This window comes from Sphingomonas phyllosphaerae, from assembly GCF_036946485.1.
GTDB classification, from domain to species: domain Bacteria; phylum Pseudomonadota; class Alphaproteobacteria; order Sphingomonadales; family Sphingomonadaceae; genus Sphingomonas; species Sphingomonas phyllosphaerae_E.
In genome coordinates this window covers 521,730-546,807 of sequence record NZ_JAQIJA010000005.1, presented here as the reverse complement: position 1 = coordinate 546,807, position 25,078 = coordinate 521,730, and the positions used below count along the sequence as shown (strand labels likewise).

Sequence of the window (25,078 nt, the reverse complement as noted above, 5' to 3'; positions counted from 1 at the left end):
TCTATTCGCTGCCGCTTTCCCATTGTCCGGCGGCGGGCAAGTGATTGATCGACAAACAGATGATGAGGTCCGATCTGAGAATTACCGCATCGGGATCGCTGGCCGCGCCACCATCGTCCGCGCTGGTCGCCGAGCGCGGCCGTCCGTGGCCGGTGCGCGTCGGCAAGCGGCTGCGCGGCACCTTCGACAGGCTGATCGCGGGGTCGTCGCTGGTCGCCAACGCCCCGGTGCTCGACGTGCGCGATTTCGGCTGGACCGCCTTGCTCCGCGACCATTGGCAGGACATTCTCGCCGAGGCGCGCGCGGTGGCGCTGGTCGGCGATGCCGCGCCCAGCCTCGCCACCATCTCCCCCGATCACCGCGCGATCGCCGAGGTCGGCAAGTGGCGCTCCTATTTCCTGTGGGGCTATGGCTATCGGATCGACGACAATCTGACCCGCTGCCCGCGCACCCGCGACGTGCTGGCGCGCGTGCCGGGGCTGACAACCGCTTTCTTCTCGATCCTCGCGCCCGGCACGCACATCCCGGCGCACCGCGGCGTGACCAAGGGGCTCATCACCTGCCACCTCGCGCTGATCGTCCCGCGCGACGGCGACGTGCGGATGCGCGTCCACGACCGGATCGTCCGCTGGTCGGAGGGCGAGACGCTCGTGTTCGACGACACCTACGACCATGAGGTATGGAACGACACCGACGGCACGCGCGTGGTGCTGCTGATCCAGTTCGAGCGTCCGCTACGTCGTCCGGGCAAATGGATCGCGGACCTGTTCCTCGGCGCGGTCCGGCGCTCCGCCTTCGTGCAGGAGGCGCGCGCGAACGTCGCCAAATGGAACGCGGCGGTGGCGCAGCTGGACGGCTGATCGGCCACTGCCCGCAATCCCCGCCTGCGCGAGACCTCTGCAAAGTCCCCTTCCTGTACCCCGGCGAAGGCCGGGGCCCAGTTGGGGAAGGTTTGTGACCGACTGCACCACCTTCCCGACTGGACCCCGGCCTCCGCCGGGGTACGGCTTCGCGAACGCACGGTCCCGTACTGTCGGAGTGGTGTCGCTTAGGCGGGGATGACGGGGAGGTGGCGGAATGACGATGCCTCCACCTATCCCGCCCGAAACGATCGCTTTCGCCCTGTGCGCTTGATCCGGCGCGTCGTACGCGCCACATCGCGGCCATGCTGATCGAAACCGAAGCCACGCCCAACCCGGCGACGCTCAAGTTCCTGCCCGGCCGCACCGTCATGGATGCCGGCACGCGCGACTTCGCCACCCCCGAGGAGGCGGAGGCCAGCCCGCTGGCCGACGCGCTGTTCGGGCTCGGCGACGTCACCGGCGTGTTCTTCGGGCGCGACTTCGTCTCGGTCACCGCGGCGCCCGGCGTCGACTGGCGCGATCTCAAGCCCGACGTGCTCGCGATCCTGATGGATCATTTCACCGCGCAGATGCCGCTGTTCCGCACCGGCGGTGCGGGGTTCAGCGTGCCGCCCGAGGAAGAGACGTTCGCCGAAAACCCGGAGGACGCCGACATCGTCGCGCAGATCAAGGAACTGATCGACACGCGCGTCCGCCCGGCGGTGGCCAACGACGGCGGTGACATCGTCTATCGCGGCTTCGACAAGGGCAAGGTCTTCCTGCGGATGCAGGGTGCCTGCGCCGGCTGCCCGTCGTCGAGCGCGACGCTCAAGAACGGCATCGAGCAGTTGCTGCGCTATTACGTCCCCGAGGTGACCGAGGTGCGCGCGGTCTGATCGCGCGCCGACCTTCCTGAAATTATTGGAGTTTTTGATGGCCGCCCCGCTCGACGACCATGCGCTCGACCAGCTCTTCCGCACCGCGCGTACCTTCAATCATTATCGCGACGAGCCGGTCAGCGAGGACACGCTGCGTGCCCTGTGGGGCCTGGTGAAGATGGGGCCGACCTCGGCCAACCAATTGCCCGCGCGGCTGGTGTGGTGCGTGACCGAAGAGGCCAAGGCGACGCTCGCCGCCGCCTGTTCGGATACCAATCGCGACAAGGTGTTGAAGGCGCCGGTCAGCGTGATCCTCGGCATGGACGTCGAGTTCCACGAGCATCTCCCCGAGCTGTTCCCGCACGTCGACGCCAAGAGCTGGTTCGACGGCAATCGCGAGCTGCGCGAGGCGTCGGCGTTCCGCAATTCGTCGTTGCAGGGCGGCTATCTGATCCTCGCCGCGCGTGCGCTCGGGCTGGACGTCGGGCCGATGTCGGGCTTCGATGCCGGCGCGGTCGACAAGGCGTTCTTCGCCGATACGCCCGCGGTGCGCACCAATTTCATCGCCACGCTCGGCTATGGCGATCCGGCGACGCTCCACCCGCGCAACCCGCGCCCGGCGTTCGAGACCTTCAACCGCCTCGCCTGATGCGCACGTTGGTGATCGACACCGCGACCGCCGCCTGTTCGGTCGCGCTGTTCGAGGACGAGCAACTGATCGCGCACACGCATGACGTGGTCGGGCGCGGCCATGCCGAGTGGCTGGTGCCGATGATCGCCGCGCTACCCGAGGGTGGCCGCGCCGACCGCGTGCTGGTCGATGTCGGGCCGGGCAGCTTCACCGGCATCCGCGTCGGAATCGCCGCGGCGCGCGCGCTCGCGTTCGGCTGGGGCGCGTCGATCGCCGGCTATGGCGCGCCGTCGCTGGTCGCGGTCGCCGCGCTCGCCGCCGATCCGCGCCCGCTTGCGGTGGTGATGGAAGGCGGGCACGGTGAGGTCTTCATGCAGGGCTTCACCGCTCCCTTCACCGCGCTCGACGCAGCCCGCTCGCTCACCCCGGCGGCGGCGCTGGCCGCGCTGGGCGACCGACGCGCGATCGGCAGCGGCACGCGCTGGCTCGCCGCGCTCGATGCCGGCGTGCCGCTCGACGAAACCCTGCCCGATGCGCGTCACGCGCTGCTGTTGCCGCCCGCGGCGCGCGCGCTGCCGCCGGTGCCCGTCTACGGCCGCGCGCCCGACGCCAAGCTGCCGGCCGCCGCGGCCGCGCCCGCCGCATGAGCACGCGGGTGCGGCTGATCGAGCTGGCACCCGGCGGCGCGGGCGACGCCGAGGTGGTCGACCGCATCATGCTCGCCGCCTTCGACTCGCGCTATGGCGAGGCGTGGACGCGCAGCCAGTGCATCGGCATCCTCGCGATGCCCGGCGTGTGGCTGACGCTGGCGCGCGTCGACGATGCGGTGGTCGGCTTCGCGTTGGTCCGCGCGATCATGGACGAGGCCGAGCTGCTGCTGATCGCGGTCGATCCGCCCGCGCGCCGCAGCGGCGTCGGCGCGGCGTTGCTGCGCGGGGTGGTCGCGGAGTGCGAGGGGCGCGGCGTGGCGAAGCTGCATCTGGAGGTACGCGCCAACAACCCGGCGGTCGCGCTCTACGCCGCGCACGGATTCCGTCATGCCGGGGTGCGCCGCAACTATTATCGCGGGCGCGACGGACAGGCGTTCGACGCACACACCTATGCGCGCGCGCTCGAAATTCATCGATAATCGCTTTTTTGCGAGTCGGTAGCGCTTTTCGCAACAAGCGCGATCCATTACATGGCGACTATGGCTCGCAAGATCGATCTCGAAGCGCTGTGTCACGAAAAGGGCCTGCGTATCACCGAACAGCGCCGCGTCATCGCGCGCGTCCTGTCGGAGGCGGAGGACCATCCCGACGTGGAAAAGGTCTATGCGCGCGCCTCCGCGATCGACCCCGGCATCTCGATCGCCACCGTCTATCGCACCGTGCGGCTGTTCGAGGAGGCGGGCATCCTCGACCGTCATGATTTCGGCGACGGCCGCGCGCGCTACGAACCCTCGCCCGAGGCGCATCACGACCATCTGATCGATGTCGAAACCGGCAAGGTGATCGAGTTCGTCGATCCCGAGCTGGAGCTGCTGCAAAAGGCGATCGCCGAGCGGCTCGGCTTCCGACTGGTCGACCACCGCATGGAATTGTACGGCGTCGCACTCCGCAAGGACTGACATGCGGCTGAATGCGCGCGGCTGGGCACGGCTCGCCGCGTTGGCGGTGACGTTGCTCGCCGCATTGCTCCTGCATGGCATCTGGCGGCTGTTCCGCTTGCGCTCGCCGTGGCCGCGGCGCTTTCTCGGCTGGGTGGCGCGGATCGTCGGGGCGCGGGTGCGCGTGATCGGCACGCCGCTGCGCCGCGACGCGGTGCTGCTCGCCAACCATGTGACATGGATCGACATCCTCGCGCTGGCCGGGGCGAGCGGGGCGGCGTTCGTCGCCAAGGCCGAACTGCGCGAGGCGCCGCTGGTCGGCTGGCTGTGCACGCTCAACAACACGCTGTTCGTGCGCCGTGGCGACCGGATGGGGATCGACACGCAGGTCGCGGCGCTCCGCGGCCAGCTCGCCGGCCCGCAGCCGGTGGCGATCTTCCCCGAAGGCACGACCGGCGACGGCGTGACGCTCGGGCCGTTCAAGGCCGGGCTGCTCGCCGCGCTCGCCCCGCCGCCGCCCGGCATCCGCGTCCAGCCGGTGCGGATCGATTATGGTGCGGCGACCCCCGACGTGGCGTGGGTCGGTGCCGAGGATGGTGCGGACCATGCGAAGCGCGTCCTCAACCGCCGCGGCACGTTCGTCGCGACGCTGCACTTCCTCGCGCCGTTCGTCCCCGAAGGCGACCGCAAGGCGATCGCCGCCGAAGCTCGCGCGCGCATTGAAGCGGCTGTGTAACAGACGGCAGAGCGCTTCAATCGCGAAGGATTATCGGACAAGCGCCCGTACTTATTCGAAAGCCTGTAGGTGCAACTAGGCGATCACTCCATTCCGGTTTGAATTGACCCGAATTGGCGCTTCAAATTCACCACTCCCTCGTTTGTGCGCGAAACCACGGGAGAGAGTGATGAAGCCGGCAAAGATCATCATGGCGGGCGTGGCGCTGCTATCTGTGAACGTCGTACAGGCGCAAGAACGCCAGAATGCAGCGGAGTGCGAGCTCCACATCTGGCCCAGTCTCGAGATCGACGGTGTTCATATGGGGGCGCTGGGTCTGTTTGGAGCCATCGGCGCGGCCGCCGATGCCAGCGGACGAAAGTCCGAGCGTGCCTCGATCGCCGATCTCATGTTGCAGGGCTTGCCGGCTGATGCTCAGATCGAGGAGCTGGAAAGGGCCGATGTGGCTTCGGCGCTTGGTCTGACTGGATACCGGATCATCGCGGAGCCCGCTGTTCCGTCGAAGGCATCGGCCAAGGCAGATCCGGCACTTCGACAACGTCGCGAGGCAATCCGTGCTGGCTTGAAAACACGGAACCGGCTGACGTCGTCCGCCGCCCCCTGTTATGCAGAGTTGATTGGCGACCGGATATTCTATGTCAAAACGCCGCTTGTCAGTGGTACCTTGAATGCCGGATGGACGTTCCGGGACTTCGGTCGGGCCGCGTCGGCCAAGCCGTCGATCAGCAGCGGGGAGGTGAAGAACTCGCTGAAGGCATTCCCGCCAAAGACACCGGATGATCTCGCAGCGGCTCAGGCCGATCTGCGCGCCGCCTATCGCGCAGACTTCGCGGAGTGGGTGACGAAGAAATTGCGCAGATCGGGCGTCATCGAGGCAAGCACGTCGCGTTGAGATGATCTGCGTGGCCAAGCATCGTGAGGTGCCGGCAGGTGCAGCGCCTGCCGCAGGCCCCCGCGCTGGCTGATTGCGTGTCGCTACGCTACGGCGCGGCGATGACCATCGCCCGCCTCGTCCTGTGCACCGCGCTCGCGCTCGCCGCCTGCTCGCGCGACGACAGTGCCGAGCGGCGGGCGCGGCTCGGGCCGAACCCGACCCTCGCGCAGTTCATGCAGGTCGCCGATGCACAGGCGGGCGCGCGCCGCTTTGGGCAATGCGCCGCCTGCCATTCGATCGCGGCCGGGGGCGCGGATCGCAACGGCCCGAACCTGCACGGCGTCTATGGCGCGCCGATCGCGCAGAACCGCCCGCGCTTCGGCTATACCGACGCCTTGCAGGCGCAACGCGGCGTGTGGGATGACCGGCGACTCGACGCCTGGCTCGCCGATCCGCGCGCCGCCGTGCCGGGCACGACGATGACCTTCGCCGGGGTCCGCGATCCGCTCGCGCGCGCCGACCTGATCGCTTATCTCAAGACCCAGCGATGACCGACGCCCGCGTCCGCGCTTACGGTGCCGCCGATCGCGCCGCCTGCCTCGCGCTATTCAACGGCAACACACCGGCGTTCTTCGCCGCCGAGGAGCGGGTCGATTTCGCCGCCTTCCTCGATACACACGCCGCCGACTGGGCGTTTCAGGTGGTCGAGCGCTGCGGGACGATCGTCGCCTGCGGCGGACACCGCGTCGCCGCCGACGGGGAAACCGCCGGCTTCTGCTGGGGAATGGTCGACCATCGCCAGCATCGCAGCGGGATCGGGCGCATCCTCACCCAATCGCGGCTCGACGCCGCCCGCGCCACGCCGGGTGTGCGACAGGTGCGGCTCGACACCAGCCAGCACACGCAGGGCTTCTACGCGCGCTTCGGCTTCGAGGTGGAGCGGGTGGTGCCGGACGGCTATGCCCCGGGGCTTGACCGCGTCGACATGTTGCTGCGCTGGCCAGCCTGACGCGTTTCCGCTAAGGCGCGCGGCATGTCCGTGCCCCAGAAGACCCCGCCGAAGACCTTCCACGTCAAGTCGTTCGGCTGCCAGATGAACGTCTATGACGGCGAGCGGATGGCGGAATTGATGGCGGCCGAGGGGATGGTCGCTACCGACGACGCCCATGCCGCCGATCTCGTCGTGCTCAACACCTGCCACATCCGCGAGAAGGCGACCGAGAAGGTCTATTCGGACATCGGCCGCGTCCGCAAGGTGGCGGGTGCCGAGGGCCGCGCGCCGATGATCGCGGTCGCCGGCTGCGTCGCGCAGGCCGAGGGCGAGGAGATCGTGCGCCGCGCCAAGGTCGATGTCGTTGTCGGCCCGCAGGCTTACCACAATCTGCCGAAGCTGGTCGCCGCCGCGACGAAGGGTGAGGCCGCGCTCGACACCGACATGCCGCTCGCCTCGAAGTTCGGCGCGCTGCCCGCCCGCCGCAAGGTGGCGCCCGGCGCGTTCCTGACCGTGCAGGAAGGCTGCGACAAATTCTGCACCTATTGCGTCGTCCCCTACACGCGCGGCGCGGAGATCAGCCGCCCGTTCGCGGCGATCGTCGACGAGGCCAAGGCGCTGGTCGATGCCGGCGCGCGCGAGATCACGCTGCTGGGGCAGAACGTCAACGCCTGGACCGATGGCGAGGGGCGGGGGCTCCACGACCTGATCCGTGCGCTCGACCGCATCCACGGGCTGGCGCGGATCCGCTACACCACCAGCCATCCCAACGACATGGCGCAGGGGCTGATCGACGCGCACCGCGATGTCGAGAGCCTGATGCCGTTCCTCCATCTGCCGGTGCAGGCCGGCAGCGACCGCGTGTTGCGCGCGATGAATCGCCAGCACACGCGTGACGGCTACCTGCGCCTGCTCGACCGCATCCGCGCCGCGCGCCCCGACATCGCGCTGTCGGGCGATTTCATCGTCGGCTTTCCCGGCGAGACCGAGGCCGAGTTCGCCGAGACGCTCAGCCTCGTCGACGCGGTCGGCTATGCGCAGGCGTACAGCTTCAAATATTCGCCGCGCCCCGGCACGCCCGCGGCGACGCTCGGCGAGCAGATCGCCGCCGAGGTCATGGACGATCGCCTCCAGCGGCTGCAGGCCGCGCTCAACCGCGATCAGGCCGCGTTCAACGCCGCCTCGGTCGGTCGGGAGTGCAGCGTGCTGATCGAGCGCCGTGGCAAGCGCGACGGGCAATGGCTCGGCAAGTCGCCGTGGCTGCAATCGGTCCATGTCGTCGGCCCGCACGCGATCGGCGACGTGCTCGACGTGACGCTGACGCAGGCCGGGCCGCTGTCGCTGACCGGCGAGGTGCGGACGCTGGCGGCGGCGTGACCCTGCGTCGCCCCGGACCTGATCCGGGGCCCCGCTTCTTCTTCCTTTCCGGCAGACGGAGAAAGCAAGACCACGGATCAAGTCCGGGGTGACAACCATCATGACGATTCCACCTTCCCGCGACGCGCAACCGCTGCCACACTCTGCCGCGATGCCATCGTGCCGTCATGCGCTGCGTCCATTCCGCCCCCTGCGGCGTTTGTGTCGCGTGACGCCCATCGCCCAAGGAGCCGCATGAGCCGTAAACCCGTCCCCGCCCAGACGGGCGAGCGTTCGCGTGTCGAGGTCGTCTTCGACCGTCCGCAACTGCTGAGCCGGCTGTTCGGCCAGTACGACCAGCATCTGGTGGCGCTGGAGAACCGGCTGGGGGTCTATATCACCGCGCGCGGCAACCGCGTCGGGCTGGAGGGGACCGCCGAGCAGGTGGCGCTGGCGCGCGACGTGCTCCACGATCTCTACGCGCGGATCCAGCGCGGCGAGGAGGTCGATACCGGCCTCGTCGATGCCTCGATCGCGATGGCGGCCGAGCCGGTGCTCGACGGGATCATCTCCGCCGAGCGCAGCCCGGCGCCGTCCGTGATGATCCGCACGCGCAAGAAGACGATCGTCCCGCGCACGCCCGCGCAGGCGCATTACATGCGCGAGCTGACCACCCACGACATGATCTTCGCGCTCGGGCCGGCGGGCACCGGTAAGACCTATATCGCGGTGGCGCAGGCGGTCGCGCAGCTGATTTCGGGCAGCGTCCAGCGGCTGATCCTGTCGCGCCCGGCGGTCGAGGCGGGCGAGCGGCTCGGCTTTCTGCCCGGCGACATGAAGGAGAAGGTCGATCCCTATCTCCGCCCGCTCTACGACGCGCTCTACGACTGCCTGCCCGCCGAACAGGTCGAGCGGCGGATCGCGAGCGGCGAGATCGAGATCGCGCCGATCGCCTTCATGCGCGGCCGGACGCTCGGCGACGCCTTCGTGATCCTCGACGAGGCGCAGAACACCACGCCCGCGCAGATGAAGATGTTCCTAACCCGCTTCGGGCAGAACAGCCGGATGGTAATCTGTGGCGACCCCAACCAAACCGATCTTCCCGGCGGCGTCGGTGCGAGCGGGCTCGCCGATGCGACGACCCGGCTGGAGGGCGTGGAGGGCATCTCTCTGTGCCGCTTCACTGCCGCCGATGTCGTCCGCCATCCGATCGTCGGGCGGATCGTGGAGGCGTATGAGGGGGTGTCCGGTTGACGCGGTGGTATATCCCTGCCAAGAATATGGGATATACGGAGCGTAGGTGATGGCATCGCTGTACATCAAGGATCCCGAGGCCAACGCACTGGCGGAGGAACTCGCGCGCCGTCGTGGGCTGACCAAGACGGCGGCGGTCAAGCTGGCATTGCAGCACGAACTGGACGAGGTAGATCGTCGCTCCACTCGTGAGAAAATGCTGGCGCTTTGGGAGCGGCATCCACTGCCGGCACCGAATGGCCCGATCGCCGACAAGGCCTTCTATGATGACCTGTCGGGGGGATTGTGAGCTGGTTTGTGGACGCCTCGGTCGTCGTGGCGTTGTCGGTGCGCGAACCGGACTGGGAACATCATGCGGCACGGATGGACGAGGAAGCTGTCCGCTACTGGTCACCCGTGGCGCAGTGGGAAAGCGTGGCTGCCACCCGGCTGCGGTTCGATATCCCGGCCCACGAGGCACGGGCGATCGTGGATCGCGTCGCGCGCATGAGCGGCTTGACGCTGGTGCCGATCGGCGAGAGCGAAGCACAGGCAGCGCTCCTCGCCTTCGAGCGCTACGGCAAGGGTACCGGACACCCCGCGCAGCTCAACATGGGCGATTGCTTCGCCTACGCCTGCGCCAAGACTCATGGCGCGCGTCTGCTCTACAAGGGCAACGACTTCTCCCACACGGACCTCGGCTGACATGATCCACATCGAACTCACCCGCGAAGACCCGTGGTCCGACACCGACTGGGAGGCGCGCGCGCTCGCCGCCGCGCGCGCCGCGATCGCGCGCACGCCGTACGGCGACCTCATCACCACCCCCGCGCATGTCGAGATCAGCGTCCGCCTCGCCACCGACGACGAGGTGCAGGGGCTCAACCGCCAGTACCGGCAGAAGGACAAGCCCACCAACGTCCTGTCCTTCCCGATGGTCCAGCCCGACCTGATCGACACCGTCACGCAGAACAGCGACGACGGCGAGGTGCTGCTCGGCGACATCGTCCTCGCGCACGGCGTCTGCGAACGCGAGGCGGCGGAGCGGAACATCGGCACGGCCGATCATTTCACGCATCTGGTGGTGCATGGCTGCCTGCATCTGCTAGGCTATGACCATATGACCGACGACGAGGGCGACGCGATGGAGCAGATCGAGCGCGATGCCCTGGCCGATCTGGGCATCGCCGACCCCTATCTGATTCGCGAGGATTGAACACCACGGCCATGGCCGACGACCGAAGTAGCGCCGCGAACGGCGGCGAGCACCATGAAGGCGGCCTGTGGACCGGGCTGCGCAACATGATCTTCGGCGAGCCGCGCGAGGCGACCTTGCGCGAATTGCTGGAGAAGGCGATCGACCGCTACGAGGAAGATCCCGCGCCTGAGATCAAGGGCGACCTGACGCAGCTGGAGCGGCAGATGGTCCGCAACCTGCTGCATTTCAGCGAGCGCGACGCCGGCGACGTCGGTGTGCCGCGCGCCGATGTGATCGCGGTCGAGGAAGCGACGACCTTTGATCATCTGGTGCATGTCTTCCACGAAGCCGGCGTCAGCCGCCTGCCGGTTTATCGCGGCAATCTCGACCATGTCGTCGGGATGGTGCACCTGAAGGACGTGTTCGCGATCCTCGCGGCGGGCGGGGAGCGCCCGGCCACGATCCAGGCGCTGATCCGCCAGCCGCTCTACGTCCCGATGAGCCGCGGCACGCTCGACCTGCTCGCCGACATGCGCCAGTCGCGCAGCCATCTCGCGATCGTGCTCGACGAATATTCCGGAACCGAGGGGCTCGTGACGATCGAGGACCTAATCGAGGAGATCGTCGGCGAGATCGAGGACGAGCATGACGACGCCCCCGAGGTGCTGCTCGTGCCGCTCGACGGCGGCGCGTGGGACGTCGATGCGCGCGTCGAGCTGGAGGATGTCGGCACCACCGTCGACGCGCGGCTCGCCGAGGCGGAAAGCGACGTCGACACGATCGGCGGCCTCACCGCGGTTCTGGCCGGGCATGTGCCCGAGGCGGGGACGTGCATCGACCATCCCAGCGGCTGGCGGATCGAGGTGACCGACGCCGACGAACGCCGCATCAACCGCCTGCGCCTCCACCCGCCGGTGCCGGTCCCGGAGGGGGTCGAGGACTGACCATTCATTCCGTCATTGCGAGCGTAGCGAAGCAATCCAGGGCCGGATCAGGACGCCCTGGATTGCTTCGCTACGCTCGCAATGACGAACCGCACAGACGAACCCGGTAGCGTCCCCCCGCGCGCACGCCTACATTCGCCCCATGCGCAAACACGTCCTCGCCGTCATCGGCCTGCTGATCGCCCTCGGGGTCGCGATCTTCCTCTATCTGTCGTGGCCCGACGCCGCCCGCCGCGACGTGGCGGCGGTGACCGGCGCGCGCCCCGACATCACCCCGCCGCGCGAGCAGGTGCTCCCGACCGTCAAGACCGCCGACCCGATCGGCTGGAAGGCCGGCGAGACGCCCACCGCCGCCGCCGGGCTGAAGGCCGCTGCGTTCGCGACCGGGCTCGACCACCCGCGCTGGCTTTACCGCCTGCCGAATGGCGACGTGCTGGTCGCCGAGACCAATTCGCCGCCGCGCTCGGGCGGCGGGATCAAGGGCTGGGTGATGCGCCAGCTGCTCGGCAAGGTCGGCGCGGGCGTCCCCTCCGCCAACCGCATCACGCTGCTCCGCGACGCGAACGGCGATGGCGTGGCGGAGGTGAAGACGCCGTTCCTGACCGGGCTCAACTCGCCCTCGGGCATGGCGCTGCTGAACGGCCAGCTCTACGTCGCCAACACCGACGCGCTGGTCCGCGTGCCCTATCGTGACGGCGAGACAAAGATCACCGCCCGCCCCGAAACGGTCGTCCGCTATCCCGGCGGCGGCAACCACTGGTCGCGCAACGTGATCGTCGCCGAGGACGGCAAGACGCTCTACCTCTCGGTCGGCTCGGCCACCAACATCGCCGACGACGGGCTCGACGCCGAGCACGACCGCGCCGCGATCCTGCAGGTCTATCCCGACAGCAAGAAGTATCGCGTCTTCGCCGCCGGCATCCGCAACGCCAACGGCATGGCGTTGGTCCCCGGCACCAACCGGCTGTGGACGGTGGTCAACGAGCGCGACATGCTCGGCTCCGACCTCGTCCCCGATTACCTGACCGCGGTCGAGCTGGGCGACCACTTCGGCTGGCCGTGGTATTACTGGGGCGGCTATATCGACACCCGCGTCGAGCCCAAGAACCCGCAGCTGCAGCAATATGCCAAGCGCCCCGATTATGCGCTGGGGCCGCACGTCGCCGCGCTCGGGCTGACCTTCGCGGCGGACGCGAAGCTCGGCGACCGCTTCGCGCGCGGCGCGTTCATCGGTGAGCATGGCTCGTGGAACCGCAAGCCGCTGTCGGGCTACAAGGTCGTCTTCGTGCCCTTCGACGCGAACGGCTGGCCGGTGAAGGGCGCGAAGCCCGTCGACGTGCTGACAGGCTTCCTCAACAAGGACGACGAGGCGCACGGCCGCCCGGTCGGCGTCATCACCGACAAGGCCGGCGCGCTGCTGGTCGCGGACGATGTCGGCAACACGATCTGGCGGGTCAGCGCGGGCGGGTGAGCGCGAAGGCGTGAGCTGGGTCTATATCATGACTGATGAGCCCAGCGGCACGCTCTACATCGGCGTGACCGGCCACCTCGCGGCGCGGGTCCAACAGCACCGCGAGGGCAGGGGCTCGGACTTCTGCCGCGAGCACGGCCTGACGCGGCTGGTGTATGTCGAACCGCACGACACGATGGCGGAGGCGATCGCGCGCGAGAAGGCGCTGAAGAAGTGGAAGCGCGCGTGGAAGCTGAACCTGATCGGTAAGATGAACCCCGACTGGGAAGATCTGTGGGATAAGATCAACATGTGATCCACCCACCGTCGCCCCTGCGGAGGCAGGGGCCCATGTCTGTCGCGTCACGCGGGACCGTTTTGACACACGACCGGCCCATGTGTCCGAACCCGCACACGCCGACTAAACAGACATAGGCCCCTGCCTCCGCAGGGGCGACGGCGCTAGGCTAAACCCTCACCCCGCCCCGTACAGCGCATCCAATCGTTCTCCATACACCTGCCGCAACACATGCCGCCGGATCTTCAGGCTCGGCGTCAGCTGCTCGTTCTCGATCGAGAACGGCGCGTCCGCCAGAATCCACCGCCGCACCCGCTCGGTCACCGACAGCATCGCGTTCGTCCGATCCACCGCCGCCTGCACCGCAGACCGATACGCCGGGTCCTCTGCCAGCACCGCGCCCTGCTTGCCGTGCGCCGCGGCCCATTCCGCGCTCCACTCGGCATCGGGCACCAGCACCGCCACCATATGCGGCTTGCGGTCGCCCGCGATCATCGCCTGCCCGATCTCGGGCTGGAGCGTCAGCAGCCCCTCGACCTTCTGCGGCGCGACATTCTCGCCCTTGTCGTTGATGATGAGGTCTTTCTTGCGATCGGTGATGCGGATGCGCCCGGCCGGATCGATCTCGCCGATGTCGCCGGTGTGCAGCCAGCCGTCCTTCAGCACCCGCGCCGTCTCGGCCTCGTTGCGCCAATAACCGTGCATCACCAATTCGCCGCGCACCAAAATCTCGCCGTCTTTGGCGATCCGCACCTCGGTGTCGGCAAGCGGCGGGCCGACCGAGTCCATCGTCACCCCGGCGCTGGGGCGGTTGCACGAGATCACCGGCGCCGCCTCGGTCTGGCCATAGCCCTGCAGGAAGGTGACCCCCAGCGACTGGAAGAACACGCCCACTTCCGGGGTCAGCGGCGCGCCGCCCGAGATCATCGCCTTCATCCGCCCGCCGAACTTGCGCGCGATCTTGGGCTTGAACAGCGTGTCGACCAGCAACGCCTTGGGCCGGTCGCCCAGCCGCAGCCGCCCGGCATCGCGCTTCGCCCCGATGTCGAGCGCGGCGGCGAGCAATTTGGCGGGCACGCCGCCCTGCCGCTCGATCGCCTTGCTGATCCGCGTGCGCAGCACCTCGAACAGCCGCGGCACCACGAACATGATCGTCGGGCGCACCTCCTCGATATTGGCGGCGAGCTTGTCGATCCCCTCGGCATAATAGATCTGCCCGCCCATCCCGATCGGGAAATGCTGCCCGCCGGTGTGCTCATAGGCGTGGCTGAGCGGCAGGAACGACAGGAACACCTCGTCGCCCCAGCCGAAATCCTCCGCGACCACCGCCGAGCAGCCCGCGACATTGTGCAGGATCGCGCCGTGATGCTGCATCACCCCGCGCGGCGCGCCGCCGGTGCCGCTGGTGTAGATGATGCACGCCAGATCGCCGCGCGCGAAATCGGCCTGCGCCGCGACGGTGGCGACGTCGGCGGGATGCTGTTCGATCAGCGTCCGCCAGTCGTGGACGTCGATCGCGGTCTGTCCCAGCCGCATCGCGTCGATCCCGATCAGCATCTGCGGCCGGATCGAGCGCAGGATCGCGGGCATCAACGTCTTGGCGAGCTTCGCGGTCGAGACGATCACTGCCTTCGCGCCCGAGTTCTCGATGATGTGCGCGTGGTCGCGCTCGGTGTTGGTGGTGTAGGTCGGCACGGTCACGCAGCCCGCGGCCATGATCGCCAGATCGGACAGGCACCATTCGGGACGGTTTTCGCTCACCAGCATCACCCGGTCGCCGCGTTCCAGCCCGACCGCGCGCAGCCCCGTCGCCAGCCGCGCGACCGTCTCGGCGGCCTCGCGCCAGCTGATCGACACCCATTGGCCGTCGCGCTTCTGCCACAGGAACGGCGCGTCGCCCTTCTCCGCGGCGCGGGTGAAGAACATCGTCACCAGATTGGGGAATGGTTCCAGCCGACGGATAATGGTGCCGCTCCTCTCCTTGCGGGCGAACCGCCCTTTCCCTTGCGTCATGCCAAGGATTTCCCGGCCGCGCCAGCATGGACGCTGTCCCGCCCCGCCGCTATCGAACCGAGGATGATCGGTACGAGACACGGCACCATGCGCCTCCGCTCTTTCCTGTTCGGCGCGGCGTTGCTGCTGGGGGCGTGCGCCGCCCCGCAGCGCGCGGTCGCCCCGCCGGCCCCGTCGGCTGCGACCCCGAAGGCGCAGATCTTCGTCGTCTCGGCCAACCCGCTCGCCACCGACGCTGGCATGGCGGTACTGCGCCGTGGCGGCTCGGCGGCGGATGCGGCGGTGGCGGTGCAGGCGATGCTGTCGCTGGTCGAGCCGCAAAGCTCGGGCGTCGGCGGCGGTGCCTTCCTGACCTATTATGACGCCGCCGCACGGCAGGTCCGCATCTACGACGGGCGCGAGACCGCCCCGGCGGGCGCGACGCCCGACATGTTCCTCGACGATAGCGGCCAGCCGCTGCCGTTCGCGCAGGCGGTGCTCAGCGGCCGCGCGACCGGCGTGCCCGGCGCGGTGCGGATGCTGGCGATGGTGCAGGCCGAACATGGCCGGCTGCCGTGGAACACGTTGTTCGGCGATGCCCGCCGCACCGCCAAGGACGGCTTCATCGTCTCGCCGCGGCTCGCGCGCTTCCTCGGCGGCAATTATGCCGAGCTGGGCGCGCCCGACGTTCGCGCCTATTTCGCGCGCCCCGGCGGCGGGCTGCTGCGCGCGGGCGACCGGCTCCGCAACCCCGCCTATGCCGCCTTCCTGACGCGGCTGGCCGACGAGGGCCCCGACGCACTCTATACCGGCGCGACCGCGCGGCGGATCGTCGCGCGCACCACGCAGGGGCCGCTCGCCGGCACGATGACGCTCGACGACCTTGCCGGCTATCGCCCGGTCGTGCGCGAGCCGGTCTGCGCGCCGTATCGCGTGCTGCTGGTCTGTGCGCCGCCGCCGCCCGCCAGCGGGGTCGGCTTGCTCGAACTGCTTGGGCTGCTCGAACGCACCGACATCGCGACGCGCGGGCCGGACGATCCCCAGGCATGGTTCCTGTTCGCCGAGGCGAGCCGCCTCATGTACGCCGACCGCGACCGCTACGTCGGCGATCCCGCCTTCGTCGACGTGCCGGTCGCCGGGCTGCTCGCGCCCGATTATCTGGCGAAGCGCGCGCAGCTGATCGGCACGCGCGCCGGCCCCGCGCCCGCACCAGGCGATCCCGCCGGTGCCCCAGCCGCGGCCGCCGACCACACGCTCGAGCCGACCGGCACCTCGCATTTCGTCGTCGGCGATGCGCGCGGCAATGTCGTGTCGATCACCACGACGGTCGAGTCGATCTTCGGCTCGGGACGGATGGTCGACGGCTTCTTCCTCAACAACCAGATGACCGATTTCTCGTTCAGCCCGCGCGACGCCGCCGGCCGCCCGGCCGCCAATGCGGTGGCGGCGGGGAAGCGCCCGCGCTCGTCGATGACGCCGCTGGTGCTGCTCGACGGCGCGCGCGGCTTCGTCGGGGCCCTCGGCTCGGCGGGGGGCAATGCGATCCTCGCCTATGTCGGCAAGGCGGCCGTCGCGGCGATCGACTGGAAGCTGCCGATGCAGGACGCGCTGGCGCTGCCCAACCTGATCGCGAAGGGCGATGCGTATCAAGGCGAGGCGTCGCGCTTCTCGCCTGTGGTGCGCGACGGGCTGGCGGCGCGCGGGATCGTCGTCCGGCCGGGGCAGGGCGAGGATTCCGGCCTCCACGGCATCATCCTGCGCGACGGTCGCCTCGACGGCGGCTACGACCCGCGCCGCGAGGGCAAGGTCGCGATCGAGCCGGCGCCGGCCCAGCGATAGGGCGCGCGCGTTACCAGCTTCGTCGCCCCGTGCTTGACCCGGGGCCCCGCTTCTTCTTGTCGACTGAAGTCGTAAGCGGGATCCCGGATCAAGTCCGGGATGACGGAATGAGGGGGAGCCGGGCTTCTTACGCCCCCACCGCCTCCGCCACGCTTGCGAAGCCGTCGCGCGCCAGACACGCCGCCAGTTCGGTCGCCACCCGCCGCGGCAGCCCGGCTCCCTCATACACCAGCGCCGAATAGAGCTGCACCAGACTCGCCCCCGCCCTGATCCGCGCATAAGCCTCCGCCCCGCTGGCGATTCCGCCCGCCGCGACCAGCGCGACCTGCCCGCCGGTCGCCGCGCGTACCTCCGCCAGCTTCGCCGCCGCCAGCGCGCGGAGCGGCGCGCCCGACAGCCCGCCGGTCTCGCCCGCATGACCGCTCCGCAACGCCGGGCGCGAGATCGTCGTATTGCCGATCACCAAGGCATCGACGCCGCGCGCGATCGCCGCCTTCGCCACCCCGTCGATCCCGCCCGCGTCGAGATCGGGCGCGATCTTCAGGAACAGCGGCGTCGTCCCGCGCTCCGCCACGCACGCCGCCAGCAATTCATCGAGCGCCGCGCCCTGTTGCAGGTCGCGCAAGCCCGGCGTGTTCGGCGAGCTGATGTTGATCGTCACATAGTCCGCGATCGCCGCCGCGGCGCGCACCCCTGCGACATAATCGGCGACGCGGTCGGTCGCGTCCTTGTTCGCGCCTACGTTGATTCCCAGCACGCCGCCGCGCCGGTTCGCCGCGCGTGCGCGCGCGATCCCGGCGGCGAGCCCGCCGTTGTTGAACCCCATCCGGTTGATGACCGCGCGATCCTCGCTCAGCCGGAACAGCCGCGGCGTCGGATTGCCCGGCTGCGCGCGCGGCGTCAGCGTCCCGACCTCGACCGACCCGAACCCCAGCGCCATCAACCCGGTGATCGCGCGCGCATCCTTGTCGAGCCCCGCCGCCAGCCCGACCGGGTTCGGGAAGCGTATGCCGGCCACCACCGTCTCCAGCCGCGGCATCGTGCCCGCCAGCGGCGCACCGTTGCGCCCCCACGCGCCGAGCGCGCGAATCGCCCAGACATGCGCGGTTTCGGGGTCGAGCATATGCGCGAGGCGGGAGAGCAGGTCGGCCATGCCATGGCGTTTCGCCTCCTCGTCCACGGAGATCAAGCGCGGCGAAATTGTAAGTTTTGCCGGACGAGGTGTCGCATCCATCCAATCTTTAGGGCCGAATCAGCGGCATAAGACCCTTGCGACCCGAAGGGCTTCCGACGGAAGTCTCTTTCCTGGAGGGCCCGGCAGCGATGCCGGGCCCTTTTTTTGCTCGGCACGCGGCGGTTGATTTCGGCGCCGCAAACGACCATCTGCCAATCGGAACGATTCGATCCGATTTGAGAGTGGTTCGCAACAGATGCGTCTTTCCAGCCTGACCGATTACGCCGTGGTGCTGCTCGGTGCCGCCGCGCGGCATTGCGGCGGGATGGCGCGGCAGAATGCGACGTCGCTTGCCGAGGAAACCGGCGTGCCGCTGCCGACCGCGCAGAAGCTGGTCAGCAAGCTCGCCGCGGCGGGGCTGATCGACAGCGCGCGCGGCACCGGCGGCGGTTTCCGCCTGTCGCGGCCGCCCGCGTCGATCACGCTCGCCGACATCGTCGAAGCGGTCGAGGGGCCGATCGCGATGACCTCGTGCGTCGACGCCGCGAACCACGATTGCGCGATCGAGGGAAATTGCCGGGTGAAGCCGCACTGGGGTGCGGTCAACCGGGCGGTGCGCGGGGCGCTGGCGGGGATCACGCTGGCGCAACTCGCCGCAGACGCGCCGCCCGCGGCGCAGCAGCAGATGAAGGTTGAGGCATAATCATGGCCACCAAGAACGCCGAGGCACACGCCGCCGTCGCCAAGAAGTACGAATGGGGCTTCGCGACCGACATCGAGCAGGACTTCGCGCCCAAGGGGCTGAGCGAAGACACCGTCCGCTATATCTCGGCGAAGAAGAACGAGCCGGAATGGATGCTCGACTGGCGGCTGAAGGCATTCCGCGTCTGGCAGACGCTGGAGGCGCCCGACTGGGCGAAGCTCAACGTGCCGCCGATCGACTATCAGGATGCGTATTATTACGCTGAGCCGAAGGTGAAGAAGACGATCGCCTCGCTCGACGAGCTCGATCCCGAAATCCGCCGCACCTATGAGAAGCTTGGCATCCCGATCGCCGAGCAGGAAGTGCTGGCGGGTGTCGAGGGCGCGCGCAAGGTCGCGGTCGACGCGGTGTTCGACAGTGTCTCGGTCGCCACCACCTTCCGCGCCGAGCTGAAGGCCGCGGGGGTGATCTTCCTGTCGATCAGCGAGGCGATCCGCGAATATCCCGAGCTGGTGAAGAAGTGGCTCGGCAAGGTCGTGCCGCAGCGCGACAATTACTTCGCGACGCTCAACTCGGCGGTCTTCTCCGACGGCACGTTCGTCTACGTGCCGAAGGGCGTGCGCTGCCCGATGGAGCTGAGCACCTACTTCCGCATCAACGCCGAGAACACCGGCCAGTTCGAGCGCACGCTGATCGTCGCCGACGAGGGGGCGTATGTCTCGTACCTCGAAGGCTGCACCGCGCCGATGCGCGACGAGAACCAGCTCCACGCCGCGGTGGTTGAGCTGGTCGCGATGGACGATGCCGAGATCAAATATTCGACCGTCCAGAACTGGTATCCCGGCGACGAGAACGGCGTCGGCGGCATCTACAATTTCGTCACCAAGCGCGCGCTTTGTCAGGGCCGTAACAGCAAGGTGAGCTGGACGCAGGTCGAGACCGGCAGCGCGATCACCTGGAAGTATCCGTCGTGCGTGCTGGCGGGTGACGGCTCGGTCGGCGAATTCTATTCGGTGGCGGTCACCAACAACCGCCAGCAGGCCGATACCGGCACCAAGATGATCCACCTCGGCAAGAACACCAAGTCGACCATCGTGTCGAAGGGGATCAGCGCCGGGCGCTCGGACAACACCTATCGCGGGCTGGTGCGCGTCGCGGCGAGCGCCGAGAACGTTCGCAACTTCACGCAATGCGACTCGCTGCTCCTCAGCGACCAGTGCGGCGCGCACACCGTGCCATATATCGAGGTCAAGAACCCCAGCGCGCAGATCGAGCATGAGGCGACCACCAGCAAGATCAGCGAGGACCAGCTCTTCTATGCGATGTCGCGCGGTCTGGATGCCGAAGCGGCGGTCGCGCTGATCGTCAACGGCTTCGCGCGCGAGGTCTTGCAGCAACTTCCGATGGAGTTCGCGGTCGAGGCGCAGAAGCTGCTCGGGATCAGCCTTGAGGGGAGTGTGGGGTGATGTTGGTTTTTGGGGCGTTGTTGTTGGCAGGCATTCAGGCGGTGACACCATCGAATGAGGTGGCAGACCCGCAAATTGTCGCGCAAGCTCTCGATAGGTGCATGACGACCTACGCCGTTCGCCTCACGAAGACTGAGGCGACGGACGAGGCGATTTTTGCCGACGCGACACGCGCCTGTTCGGCACTTGATGAGCAATTGAAGGGCGCGCTCAAAGAGAAGCTGCCGCCTGCGCAGGCAAGCGATCTGATCGCGCAGATGGATGCTTCGTCGAAGCCGAATTTCATGGCGCTGATCGCTAAGATCCGCCGCGACCGCGCGGCCCGGTCCGCTAATTAGTTCAGGGTACACGATGCTGAAAATCGAAAACCTCCACGCCGAAATCGACGGCAAGGAAATCCTCAAGGGCCTGTCGCTCGAGGTGAACGCGGGCGAGATCCACGCGATCATGGGGCCGAACGGTGCCGGCAAGTCGACGCTCGGCTACGTCCTCGGCGGCCGCCCCGGTTACGAGGTGACCGCGGGCTCGATCCTGTTCCGCCCCGCCGCCACCGTTCGCCCTGAGCCTGTCGAAGGGCGTGCCACGGACGATGCGCCTGCCGCACGTGCTTCGACAGGCTCAGCACGAACGGGGGAAGAGACCGACCCCGAGGGCGAATGGATCGACCTCCTGGAACTCGAACCGCACGAGCGCGCCGCTGCCGGCGTGTTCCTCGGCTTCCAGTATCCGGTCGAGATCCCCGGCGTCTCGAACGTCCAGTTCCTGCGCGAATCGCTCAACGCACAGCGCACCAGCCGCGGCGAGAAGCCGCTGTCGGGCGCGGAATTCCTCAAGCTCGCGCGCGCGCAGGCCGATGCGCTCGGGCTCCAGCAGGACATGCTCAAACGCCCGGTCAACGTCGGCTTCTCGGGCGGTGAGAAGAAGCGCAACGAAATGGTGCAGATGGGGATCATCGACCCCGCTTTCGCGATCCTCGACGAGACCGACTCGGGGCTCGACATCGACGCGCTGCGGATCGTCGGCGACGGTATCAACCGGATCATGCGCAAGCCCGACAAGGCGGTGCTACTCATCACCCACTATCAGCGCCTGCTCGATTACGTGCAGCCCGACCGCGTCCACGTCCTCGCCGACGGCCGCATCACCCGCTCGGGCGGGCCGGAGCTGGCGTTGCAGCTCGAGCGCGAAGGCTATGCCGAGGTGACGGCGTGATGTTGATTTCGCGCAGAGGCGCAGAGGCGCAGAGATGGTGCGCGCGCGGTAGCGCACCCTTTCAATCTCCGACACGGAACAGGGGAGCCGCTGGCGCGGCGAGTGCTGCCCTCTCTGCGCCTCTGCGTCTCTGCGCGAACAACATCTTCCACGCGCTCACGGCGTCGCACGACATCCAAGGCAAATTCGCATGACCCTCGACCTTCCCTCAAACCGCGAGGAAGCGTGGCGCTGGGCGGATCTCGGCGGGATCGCCGCCGCGGCCGCGCTCGCGCCGATCACGCGTCCGGACGCGCAATTCCTCGACCTGCCCGGCGCGAAGCTGCTGTTCGTCGACGGCGTCCTCGATGACGCCGCCAGCGAACTCCACCGCGTCCGCGTCGGCGACCTGACCCCCGGCGCGCACGCGCTCGGCAAGCGCGCCACGCGCGGCTGGTCGCTCCACCTCGATGCGCAGGCGGTCGCGCACCCGGTGCAGGTCGTCCACGTCGCGACCGGCGGCGACAATCACGTCGCGGCGGAGATCGTGCTCGACACCGACACCTCGGCGCAGGTCGTCGAGACGTTCGTCGGCGCGGGCTGGGCGAACCGCAACACCCGCATCCGGCTCGGCAAGGCCGCGCGGCTGATGCGCGCCGTCCGCATGACGCAGGGCGCGGGCTTCGTCACGCTCCGCGACGAGGCGGAGCTGGGCGAGGGCGCGAGCCTGGTCGGCACGATGCTCGCGGCGGGCGATCAGGGCGTCCGCATCGACGCCGCGATCACGCTGGCGGGCGAGGGCGGCTATGCCGAGTACGGCGGCGCGTTGCTGACCCGCGACCGGCTCAAGCAGGAGTGCGCGGTGCGCGTCCGCCACGCCGAGCCCAACGGCCAGTCGCACCAATTGTGGCGCGCGGTCGCCGCCGACCAGTCGCAGGCGAGCCTCGCCGCCGCTGTCGAGGTCGCGCGCCATGCGCAGAAGACCGACGGCGAACAATCGCTGCGCGGGCTGCTCCTGCACCGCACCGCGACCGTCAACCTCAAGCCCGAGCTGGAGATCTTCGCCGACGACGTGAAATGCGCACACGGCGCGACGGTCGGCGAACTCGACGCGCGCGCCTTGTTCTACATGGAAAGCCGCGGCATCCCGGCGCCACGTGCCAAGGCGTTGCTGACCCGCGCCTTCGTCGCCGATGCGCTCGACCGGATCGCCGACGACACCGTCCGCGATGCCTTCGCCGCCGATGCCGACGCGTGGCTGGAGAGCGCGTTGTGAGCGCTGTCCTACACGCCCGCGATCTGTCAGCGTCCGCGCCGATGGCGGCGCTCCCGGTCTTTTCCGTGCATGATGCGCCGATCGCGTTTGGCGTGACCTTCGCAAACATCCGCGCGGCGAAGGGCGGGCGGTTCGCATGACCGACACTGCGCTCGCCGCCGGTCGCCCGCTCGATCTGGTCGCAGATTTCCCTGCGATCCCGGCGGGTTGGGCGTATCTCGATACCGCCGCAACCGCGCAGAAGCCAAAGGCGGTGATCGACGCGATCACCCGCGGCTACGACACCACCTACGCCACCGTCCACCGCGGCGTGTACCAGCGTTCGGCGGACATGACGTTGGCGTATGAGGCCGCGCGCGCCAACATCGCCGACCTGATCGGCGCGCCCGCGAACGAAATCGTCTTCCTGCGTGGCGCGACCGAGGCGATCAACCTCGTCGCGCAATCATGGGCGGGGCAGAACCTCAAGGCCGGCGACCGGATCCTGCTGTCGATGCTCGAGCATCACAGCAACATCGTGCCATGGCAGATGGTCGCCGAGCGCGTCGGCGCCGCGATCGACGTGATCCCGCTCACCGCGGATCACCGCATCGACCTCGACGCGATGGCGGCGATGATCCGCCCCGAGCACAAGTTGGTCGCGCTGGCGCATGTCTCGAACGTGCTCGGCTCGATCCTCGACGTGGCGAAGGCGAGCGACATCGCCCACTCGGTCGGCGCGAAGATCCTGATCGACGGCTGTCAGGCGGTGCCGCGCGTGCGCGTAGACGTCGCCGCGCTCGGTTGCGATTTCTACGTCTTCTCCGGGCACAAGCTCTACGGCCCGACCGGGATCGGCGTGCTGTGGGCGCGCGCCGACCTGCTCGACGCGATGCCGCCCTATCAGGGCGGCGGGTCGATGATCGACCGCGTCTCGTTCGCGCGCACCACCTACGCCCCCGCACCGACCCGCTTCGAGGCGGGGACGCCGCATATCGTCGGCGCGCTCGGGCTGTCGGCGGCGGTCGATTACGTCCGCGCGATCGGGCTCGACCGCATCCACGCGCACGAAACCGCTTTGGTGCGCGAGGCACGCGCGGCGCTGTCGCACGTCAATTCGATCCGCATGCTCGGCCCGGACGACAGCGCCGGGATCGTTTCCTTCGTGATGGAGGGGGTGCATCCGCACGACATCGGCACCATCTTGGACGAGAGCCGGGTCGCGATCCGCGTCGGGCATCATTGCGCCCAGCCGCTGATGGCGGCGCTGGGCGTCGAGGCGACCGCGCGCGCCAGCTTCGCGGTCTACAATGGCCCCGGGGACGTGGCGGCGCTGGCGGCGGGGATCGAGCGAGTGAAGAGGATTTTCGGATGAGCGACTCGGTGCGGAGCGAAACGGTCGAGGCGGTCGACAAGCCGCCGCGCGCGCAGGTGTCCGACGCGGTCGACACGGGCGGAGCGGAGCGGCAGCGCGACTATCTGTCGGGCTTCCTCGCGCAGAAACCGACCGGCGAGGCCGCGCACGAACCTGGCGGCGCGCTGTACGAGGCGGTGATCGACGCGCTCAAGGACATTTTCGACCCCGAGATCCCGGTCAATATCTATGACCTCGGGCTGATCTACGGCGTCGATGTTACCGAGGACGGCCATGCCGCGGTCACGATGACGCTGACGACGCCGCATTGCCCGGTCGCCGAGTCGATGCCCGGCGAGGTCGAGATGCGTGTCGCCGCGGTGCCCGGCATCGCCTTCGCCGACGTCAACCTCGTCTGGGATCCGCCGTGGGACCCGCAGAAGATGTCCGACGACGCGCGGCTCGAACTGGGGATGCTGTGATGGCCACCACGCTCCGCGCGCGCCCCGCGCCGCTGCTGCTGACCCCGACCGCCGAGGCGCGCATCGCCGAGCTGATGGCCAAGGCACCCGCCGACGCGATCGGCGTCAAGCTGTCGACCCCGCGCCGCGGCTGTTCGGGGCTGGCCTATTCGGTCGACTACGTCACCGAGGCCAAGCCGATGGACGAGCGGATCGACACGCCGGGCGGCACTTTGTTCGTCGACGGCGGATCGATCCTGTACCTGATCGGCTCGACGATGAACTGGGTCGAGGACGATTTCACCGCCGGCTTCGTCTTCAACAACCCCAACGCCAAGGGCGCGTGCGGCTGCGGCGAGAGCTTCACGGTCTGATCGTCACCCCTTCGCACGCTCTCTGTCGCCCCTGCGAAGGCAGGGGCCCATGTCTGTGGAATGTCGAGTAACATCTGACACATAGCACGGCGATCCTGTGTCACGCCGACCGGCATACGATACAGCCATAGGCCCCTGCCGTCGCAGGGGCGACGGAGATCGGGCTGAGGTCACGCCTATCATTGCCGCCATTCCCATCCGCAGCCGGACTAACCCAAAACAACCGGTCGACCGGGAGCCTACGCCGCCG

Annotated in this window: 29 protein-coding genes; 27 read left to right on the top strand and 2 right to left on the bottom strand. The window is 68.7% G+C overall.

All coding sequences use genetic code 11. From position 1 onward, the window contains the following. Nucleotides 1-62 precede the first annotated feature (62 nt). The 18 genes from PGN16_RS11190 (at nt 63) to PGN16_RS11105 (ending at nt 13,037) form a co-directional block, all read left to right on the top strand. Complete coding sequence (locus PGN16_RS11190) at nt 63-860, top strand: aspartyl/asparaginyl beta-hydroxylase domain-containing protein (RefSeq protein WP_335309476.1); 798 nt, start codon at nt 63-65, stop codon at nt 858-860. A gap of 305 nt (nt 861-1,165) precedes the next feature. Further along, on the top strand, nt 1,166-1,738 hold the full coding sequence (locus PGN16_RS11185) for a NifU family protein (protein WP_335309475.1): 573 nt from the start codon (nt 1,166-1,168) through the stop codon (nt 1,736-1,738). Between the two features lie 37 nt (nt 1,739-1,775). Then, nucleotides 1,776-2,369: a malonic semialdehyde reductase gene (locus PGN16_RS11180; protein WP_335309474.1), complete on the top strand. Its 594-nt coding sequence runs from the start codon at nt 1,776-1,778 to the stop codon at nt 2,367-2,369. Further along, nucleotides 2,369-2,998 (top strand): tRNA (adenosine(37)-N6)-threonylcarbamoyltransferase complex dimerization subunit type 1 TsaB, encoded by a 630-nt coding sequence (gene tsaB, locus PGN16_RS11175; protein WP_335309473.1) that lies wholly within the window; start codon nt 2,369-2,371, stop codon nt 2,996-2,998. Before PGN16_RS11180 ends, tsaB begins: the two co-directional genes overlap by 1 nt. Beyond that, nucleotides 2,995-3,480: a ribosomal protein S18-alanine N-acetyltransferase gene (rimI, locus tag PGN16_RS11170; protein ID WP_335309472.1), complete on the top strand. Its 486-nt coding sequence runs from the start codon at nt 2,995-2,997 to the stop codon at nt 3,478-3,480. Before tsaB ends, rimI begins: the two co-directional genes overlap by 4 nt. 60 nt (nt 3,481-3,540) lie before the next feature. Beyond that, nucleotides 3,541-3,960: a Fur family transcriptional regulator gene (locus PGN16_RS11165; protein WP_028967193.1), complete on the top strand. Its 420-nt coding sequence runs from the start codon at nt 3,541-3,543 to the stop codon at nt 3,958-3,960. A 1-nt stretch (nt 3,961) separates the two neighbouring features. After that, nucleotides 3,962-4,675 carry a lysophospholipid acyltransferase family protein gene (locus PGN16_RS11160; RefSeq protein ID WP_335309471.1) on the top strand — a complete coding sequence of 238 codons (714 nt, stop codon included), beginning with the start codon at nt 3,962-3,964 and terminating at the stop codon, nt 4,673-4,675. Nucleotides 4,676-4,844: 169 nt separating this feature from the next. Beyond that, the gene (locus PGN16_RS11155) at nt 4,845-5,567 is read left to right on the top strand and encodes a hypothetical protein (RefSeq protein WP_335309470.1); all 723 of its coding nucleotides are present in this window, start codon (nt 4,845-4,847) and stop codon (nt 5,565-5,567) included. Between the two features lie 38 nt (nt 5,568-5,605). Continuing rightward, the gene (locus PGN16_RS11150; protein WP_443019625.1) at nt 5,606-6,100 is read left to right on the top strand and encodes a c-type cytochrome; all 495 of its coding nucleotides are present in this window, start codon (nt 5,606-5,608) and stop codon (nt 6,098-6,100) included. Continuing rightward, the gene (locus PGN16_RS11145) at nt 6,097-6,558 is read left to right on the top strand and encodes a GNAT family N-acetyltransferase (RefSeq protein WP_335309469.1); all 462 of its coding nucleotides are present in this window, start codon (nt 6,097-6,099) and stop codon (nt 6,556-6,558) included. The genes PGN16_RS11150 and PGN16_RS11145 overlap by 4 nt, the downstream gene beginning before the upstream one ends. A gap of 24 nt (nt 6,559-6,582) precedes the next feature. Then, a complete protein-coding gene (miaB, locus tag PGN16_RS11140) occupies nt 6,583-7,917 on the top strand; it encodes a tRNA (N6-isopentenyl adenosine(37)-C2)-methylthiotransferase MiaB (protein ID WP_335309468.1) in 1,335 nt (444 codons plus the stop codon). Between the two features lie 234 nt (nt 7,918-8,151). Next, nucleotides 8,152-9,150: a PhoH family protein gene (locus PGN16_RS11135; RefSeq protein WP_335309467.1), complete on the top strand. Its 999-nt coding sequence runs from the start codon at nt 8,152-8,154 to the stop codon at nt 9,148-9,150. Nucleotides 9,151-9,199: 49 nt separating this feature from the next. Then, a complete protein-coding gene (locus PGN16_RS11130; RefSeq protein WP_335309466.1) occupies nt 9,200-9,439 on the top strand; it encodes a type II toxin-antitoxin system VapB family antitoxin in 240 nt (79 codons plus the stop codon). Nucleotides 9,440-9,447: 8 nt separating this feature from the next. Beyond that, nucleotides 9,448-9,834 carry a type II toxin-antitoxin system VapC family toxin gene (locus PGN16_RS11125; protein ID WP_335309465.1) on the top strand — a complete coding sequence of 129 codons (387 nt, stop codon included), beginning with the start codon at nt 9,448-9,450 and terminating at the stop codon, nt 9,832-9,834. 1 nt (nt 9,835) lies between these two features. Beyond that, nucleotides 9,836-10,345, top strand: coding sequence for an rRNA maturation RNase YbeY (gene ybeY / locus PGN16_RS11120; protein ID WP_335309464.1), 510 nt, complete (start codon nt 9,836-9,838; stop codon nt 10,343-10,345). A gap of 11 nt (nt 10,346-10,356) precedes the next feature. Beyond that, complete coding sequence (locus PGN16_RS11115) at nt 10,357-11,271, top strand: hemolysin family protein (RefSeq protein WP_335309463.1); 915 nt, start codon at nt 10,357-10,359, stop codon at nt 11,269-11,271. Nucleotides 11,272-11,413: 142 nt separating this feature from the next. Then, nucleotides 11,414-12,742 (top strand): PQQ-dependent sugar dehydrogenase, encoded by a 1,329-nt coding sequence (locus PGN16_RS11110; RefSeq protein WP_335309462.1) that lies wholly within the window; start codon nt 11,414-11,416, stop codon nt 12,740-12,742. After that, nucleotides 12,702-13,037, top strand: coding sequence for a GIY-YIG nuclease family protein (locus PGN16_RS11105; RefSeq protein WP_335309461.1), 336 nt, complete (start codon nt 12,702-12,704; stop codon nt 13,035-13,037). The genes PGN16_RS11110 and PGN16_RS11105 overlap by 41 nt, the downstream gene beginning before the upstream one ends. Before the next feature lie 159 nt (nt 13,038-13,196). Here the strand turns inward: PGN16_RS11105 and PGN16_RS11100 are convergent, their stop codons facing one another. Next, on the bottom strand, nt 13,197-14,981 hold the full coding sequence (locus PGN16_RS11100) for an AMP-dependent synthetase/ligase (protein WP_335310326.1): 1,785 nt from the start codon (nt 14,979-14,981) through the stop codon (nt 13,197-13,199). Nucleotides 14,982-15,119: 138 nt separating this feature from the next. Here PGN16_RS11100 and PGN16_RS11095 point away from each other — a divergent pair, with 138 nt between their 5' ends. Continuing rightward, nucleotides 15,120-16,850 carry a gamma-glutamyltransferase family protein gene (locus PGN16_RS11095; RefSeq protein ID WP_335309460.1) on the top strand — a complete coding sequence of 577 codons (1,731 nt, stop codon included), beginning with the start codon at nt 15,120-15,122 and terminating at the stop codon, nt 16,848-16,850. A gap of 127 nt (nt 16,851-16,977) precedes the next feature. Here the strand turns inward: PGN16_RS11095 and PGN16_RS11090 are convergent, their stop codons facing one another. After that, nucleotides 16,978-18,003, bottom strand: a complete 1,026-nt coding sequence (locus PGN16_RS11090; protein ID WP_335309459.1) for a quinone-dependent dihydroorotate dehydrogenase — start codon at nt 18,001-18,003, stop codon at nt 16,978-16,980. A 277-nt stretch (nt 18,004-18,280) separates the two neighbouring features. On the opposite strand from PGN16_RS11090, the gene PGN16_RS11085 reads away from it, so the two are divergent. The 8 genes from PGN16_RS11085 (at nt 18,281) to PGN16_RS11050 (ending at nt 24,828) form a co-directional block, all read left to right on the top strand. After that, nucleotides 18,281-18,727, top strand: coding sequence for an SUF system Fe-S cluster assembly regulator (locus PGN16_RS11085; protein ID WP_335309458.1), 447 nt, complete (start codon nt 18,281-18,283; stop codon nt 18,725-18,727). 2 nt (nt 18,728-18,729) lie between these two features. Next, nucleotides 18,730-20,193: a Fe-S cluster assembly protein SufB gene (gene sufB / locus PGN16_RS11080; RefSeq protein WP_335309457.1), complete on the top strand. Its 1,464-nt coding sequence runs from the start codon at nt 18,730-18,732 to the stop codon at nt 20,191-20,193. Continuing rightward, on the top strand, nt 20,190-20,531 hold the full coding sequence (locus PGN16_RS11075; RefSeq protein ID WP_335309455.1) for a hypothetical protein: 342 nt from the start codon (nt 20,190-20,192) through the stop codon (nt 20,529-20,531). Before sufB ends, PGN16_RS11075 begins: the two co-directional genes overlap by 4 nt. 13 nt (nt 20,532-20,544) lie before the next feature. Beyond that, on the top strand, nt 20,545-21,405 hold the full coding sequence (sufC, locus tag PGN16_RS11070; protein ID WP_335309454.1) for a Fe-S cluster assembly ATPase SufC: 861 nt from the start codon (nt 20,545-20,547) through the stop codon (nt 21,403-21,405). A 190-nt stretch (nt 21,406-21,595) separates the two neighbouring features. Continuing rightward, on the top strand, nt 21,596-22,660 hold the full coding sequence (locus PGN16_RS11065) for a SufD family Fe-S cluster assembly protein (RefSeq protein WP_335309453.1): 1,065 nt from the start codon (nt 21,596-21,598) through the stop codon (nt 22,658-22,660). Nucleotides 22,661-22,796: 136 nt separating this feature from the next. Next, on the top strand, nt 22,797-24,014 hold the full coding sequence (locus PGN16_RS11060) for an aminotransferase class V-fold PLP-dependent enzyme (RefSeq protein WP_335309452.1): 1,218 nt from the start codon (nt 22,797-22,799) through the stop codon (nt 24,012-24,014). Beyond that, a complete protein-coding gene (locus tag PGN16_RS11055; RefSeq protein ID WP_335309451.1) occupies nt 24,011-24,475 on the top strand; it encodes an SUF system Fe-S cluster assembly protein in 465 nt (154 codons plus the stop codon). Before PGN16_RS11060 ends, PGN16_RS11055 begins: the two co-directional genes overlap by 4 nt. Continuing rightward, nucleotides 24,475-24,828 carry a HesB/IscA family protein gene (locus tag PGN16_RS11050; RefSeq protein ID WP_335309449.1) on the top strand — a complete coding sequence of 118 codons (354 nt, stop codon included), beginning with the start codon at nt 24,475-24,477 and terminating at the stop codon, nt 24,826-24,828. Before PGN16_RS11055 ends, PGN16_RS11050 begins: the two co-directional genes overlap by 1 nt. Nucleotides 24,829-25,078: the final 250 nt, after the last annotated feature.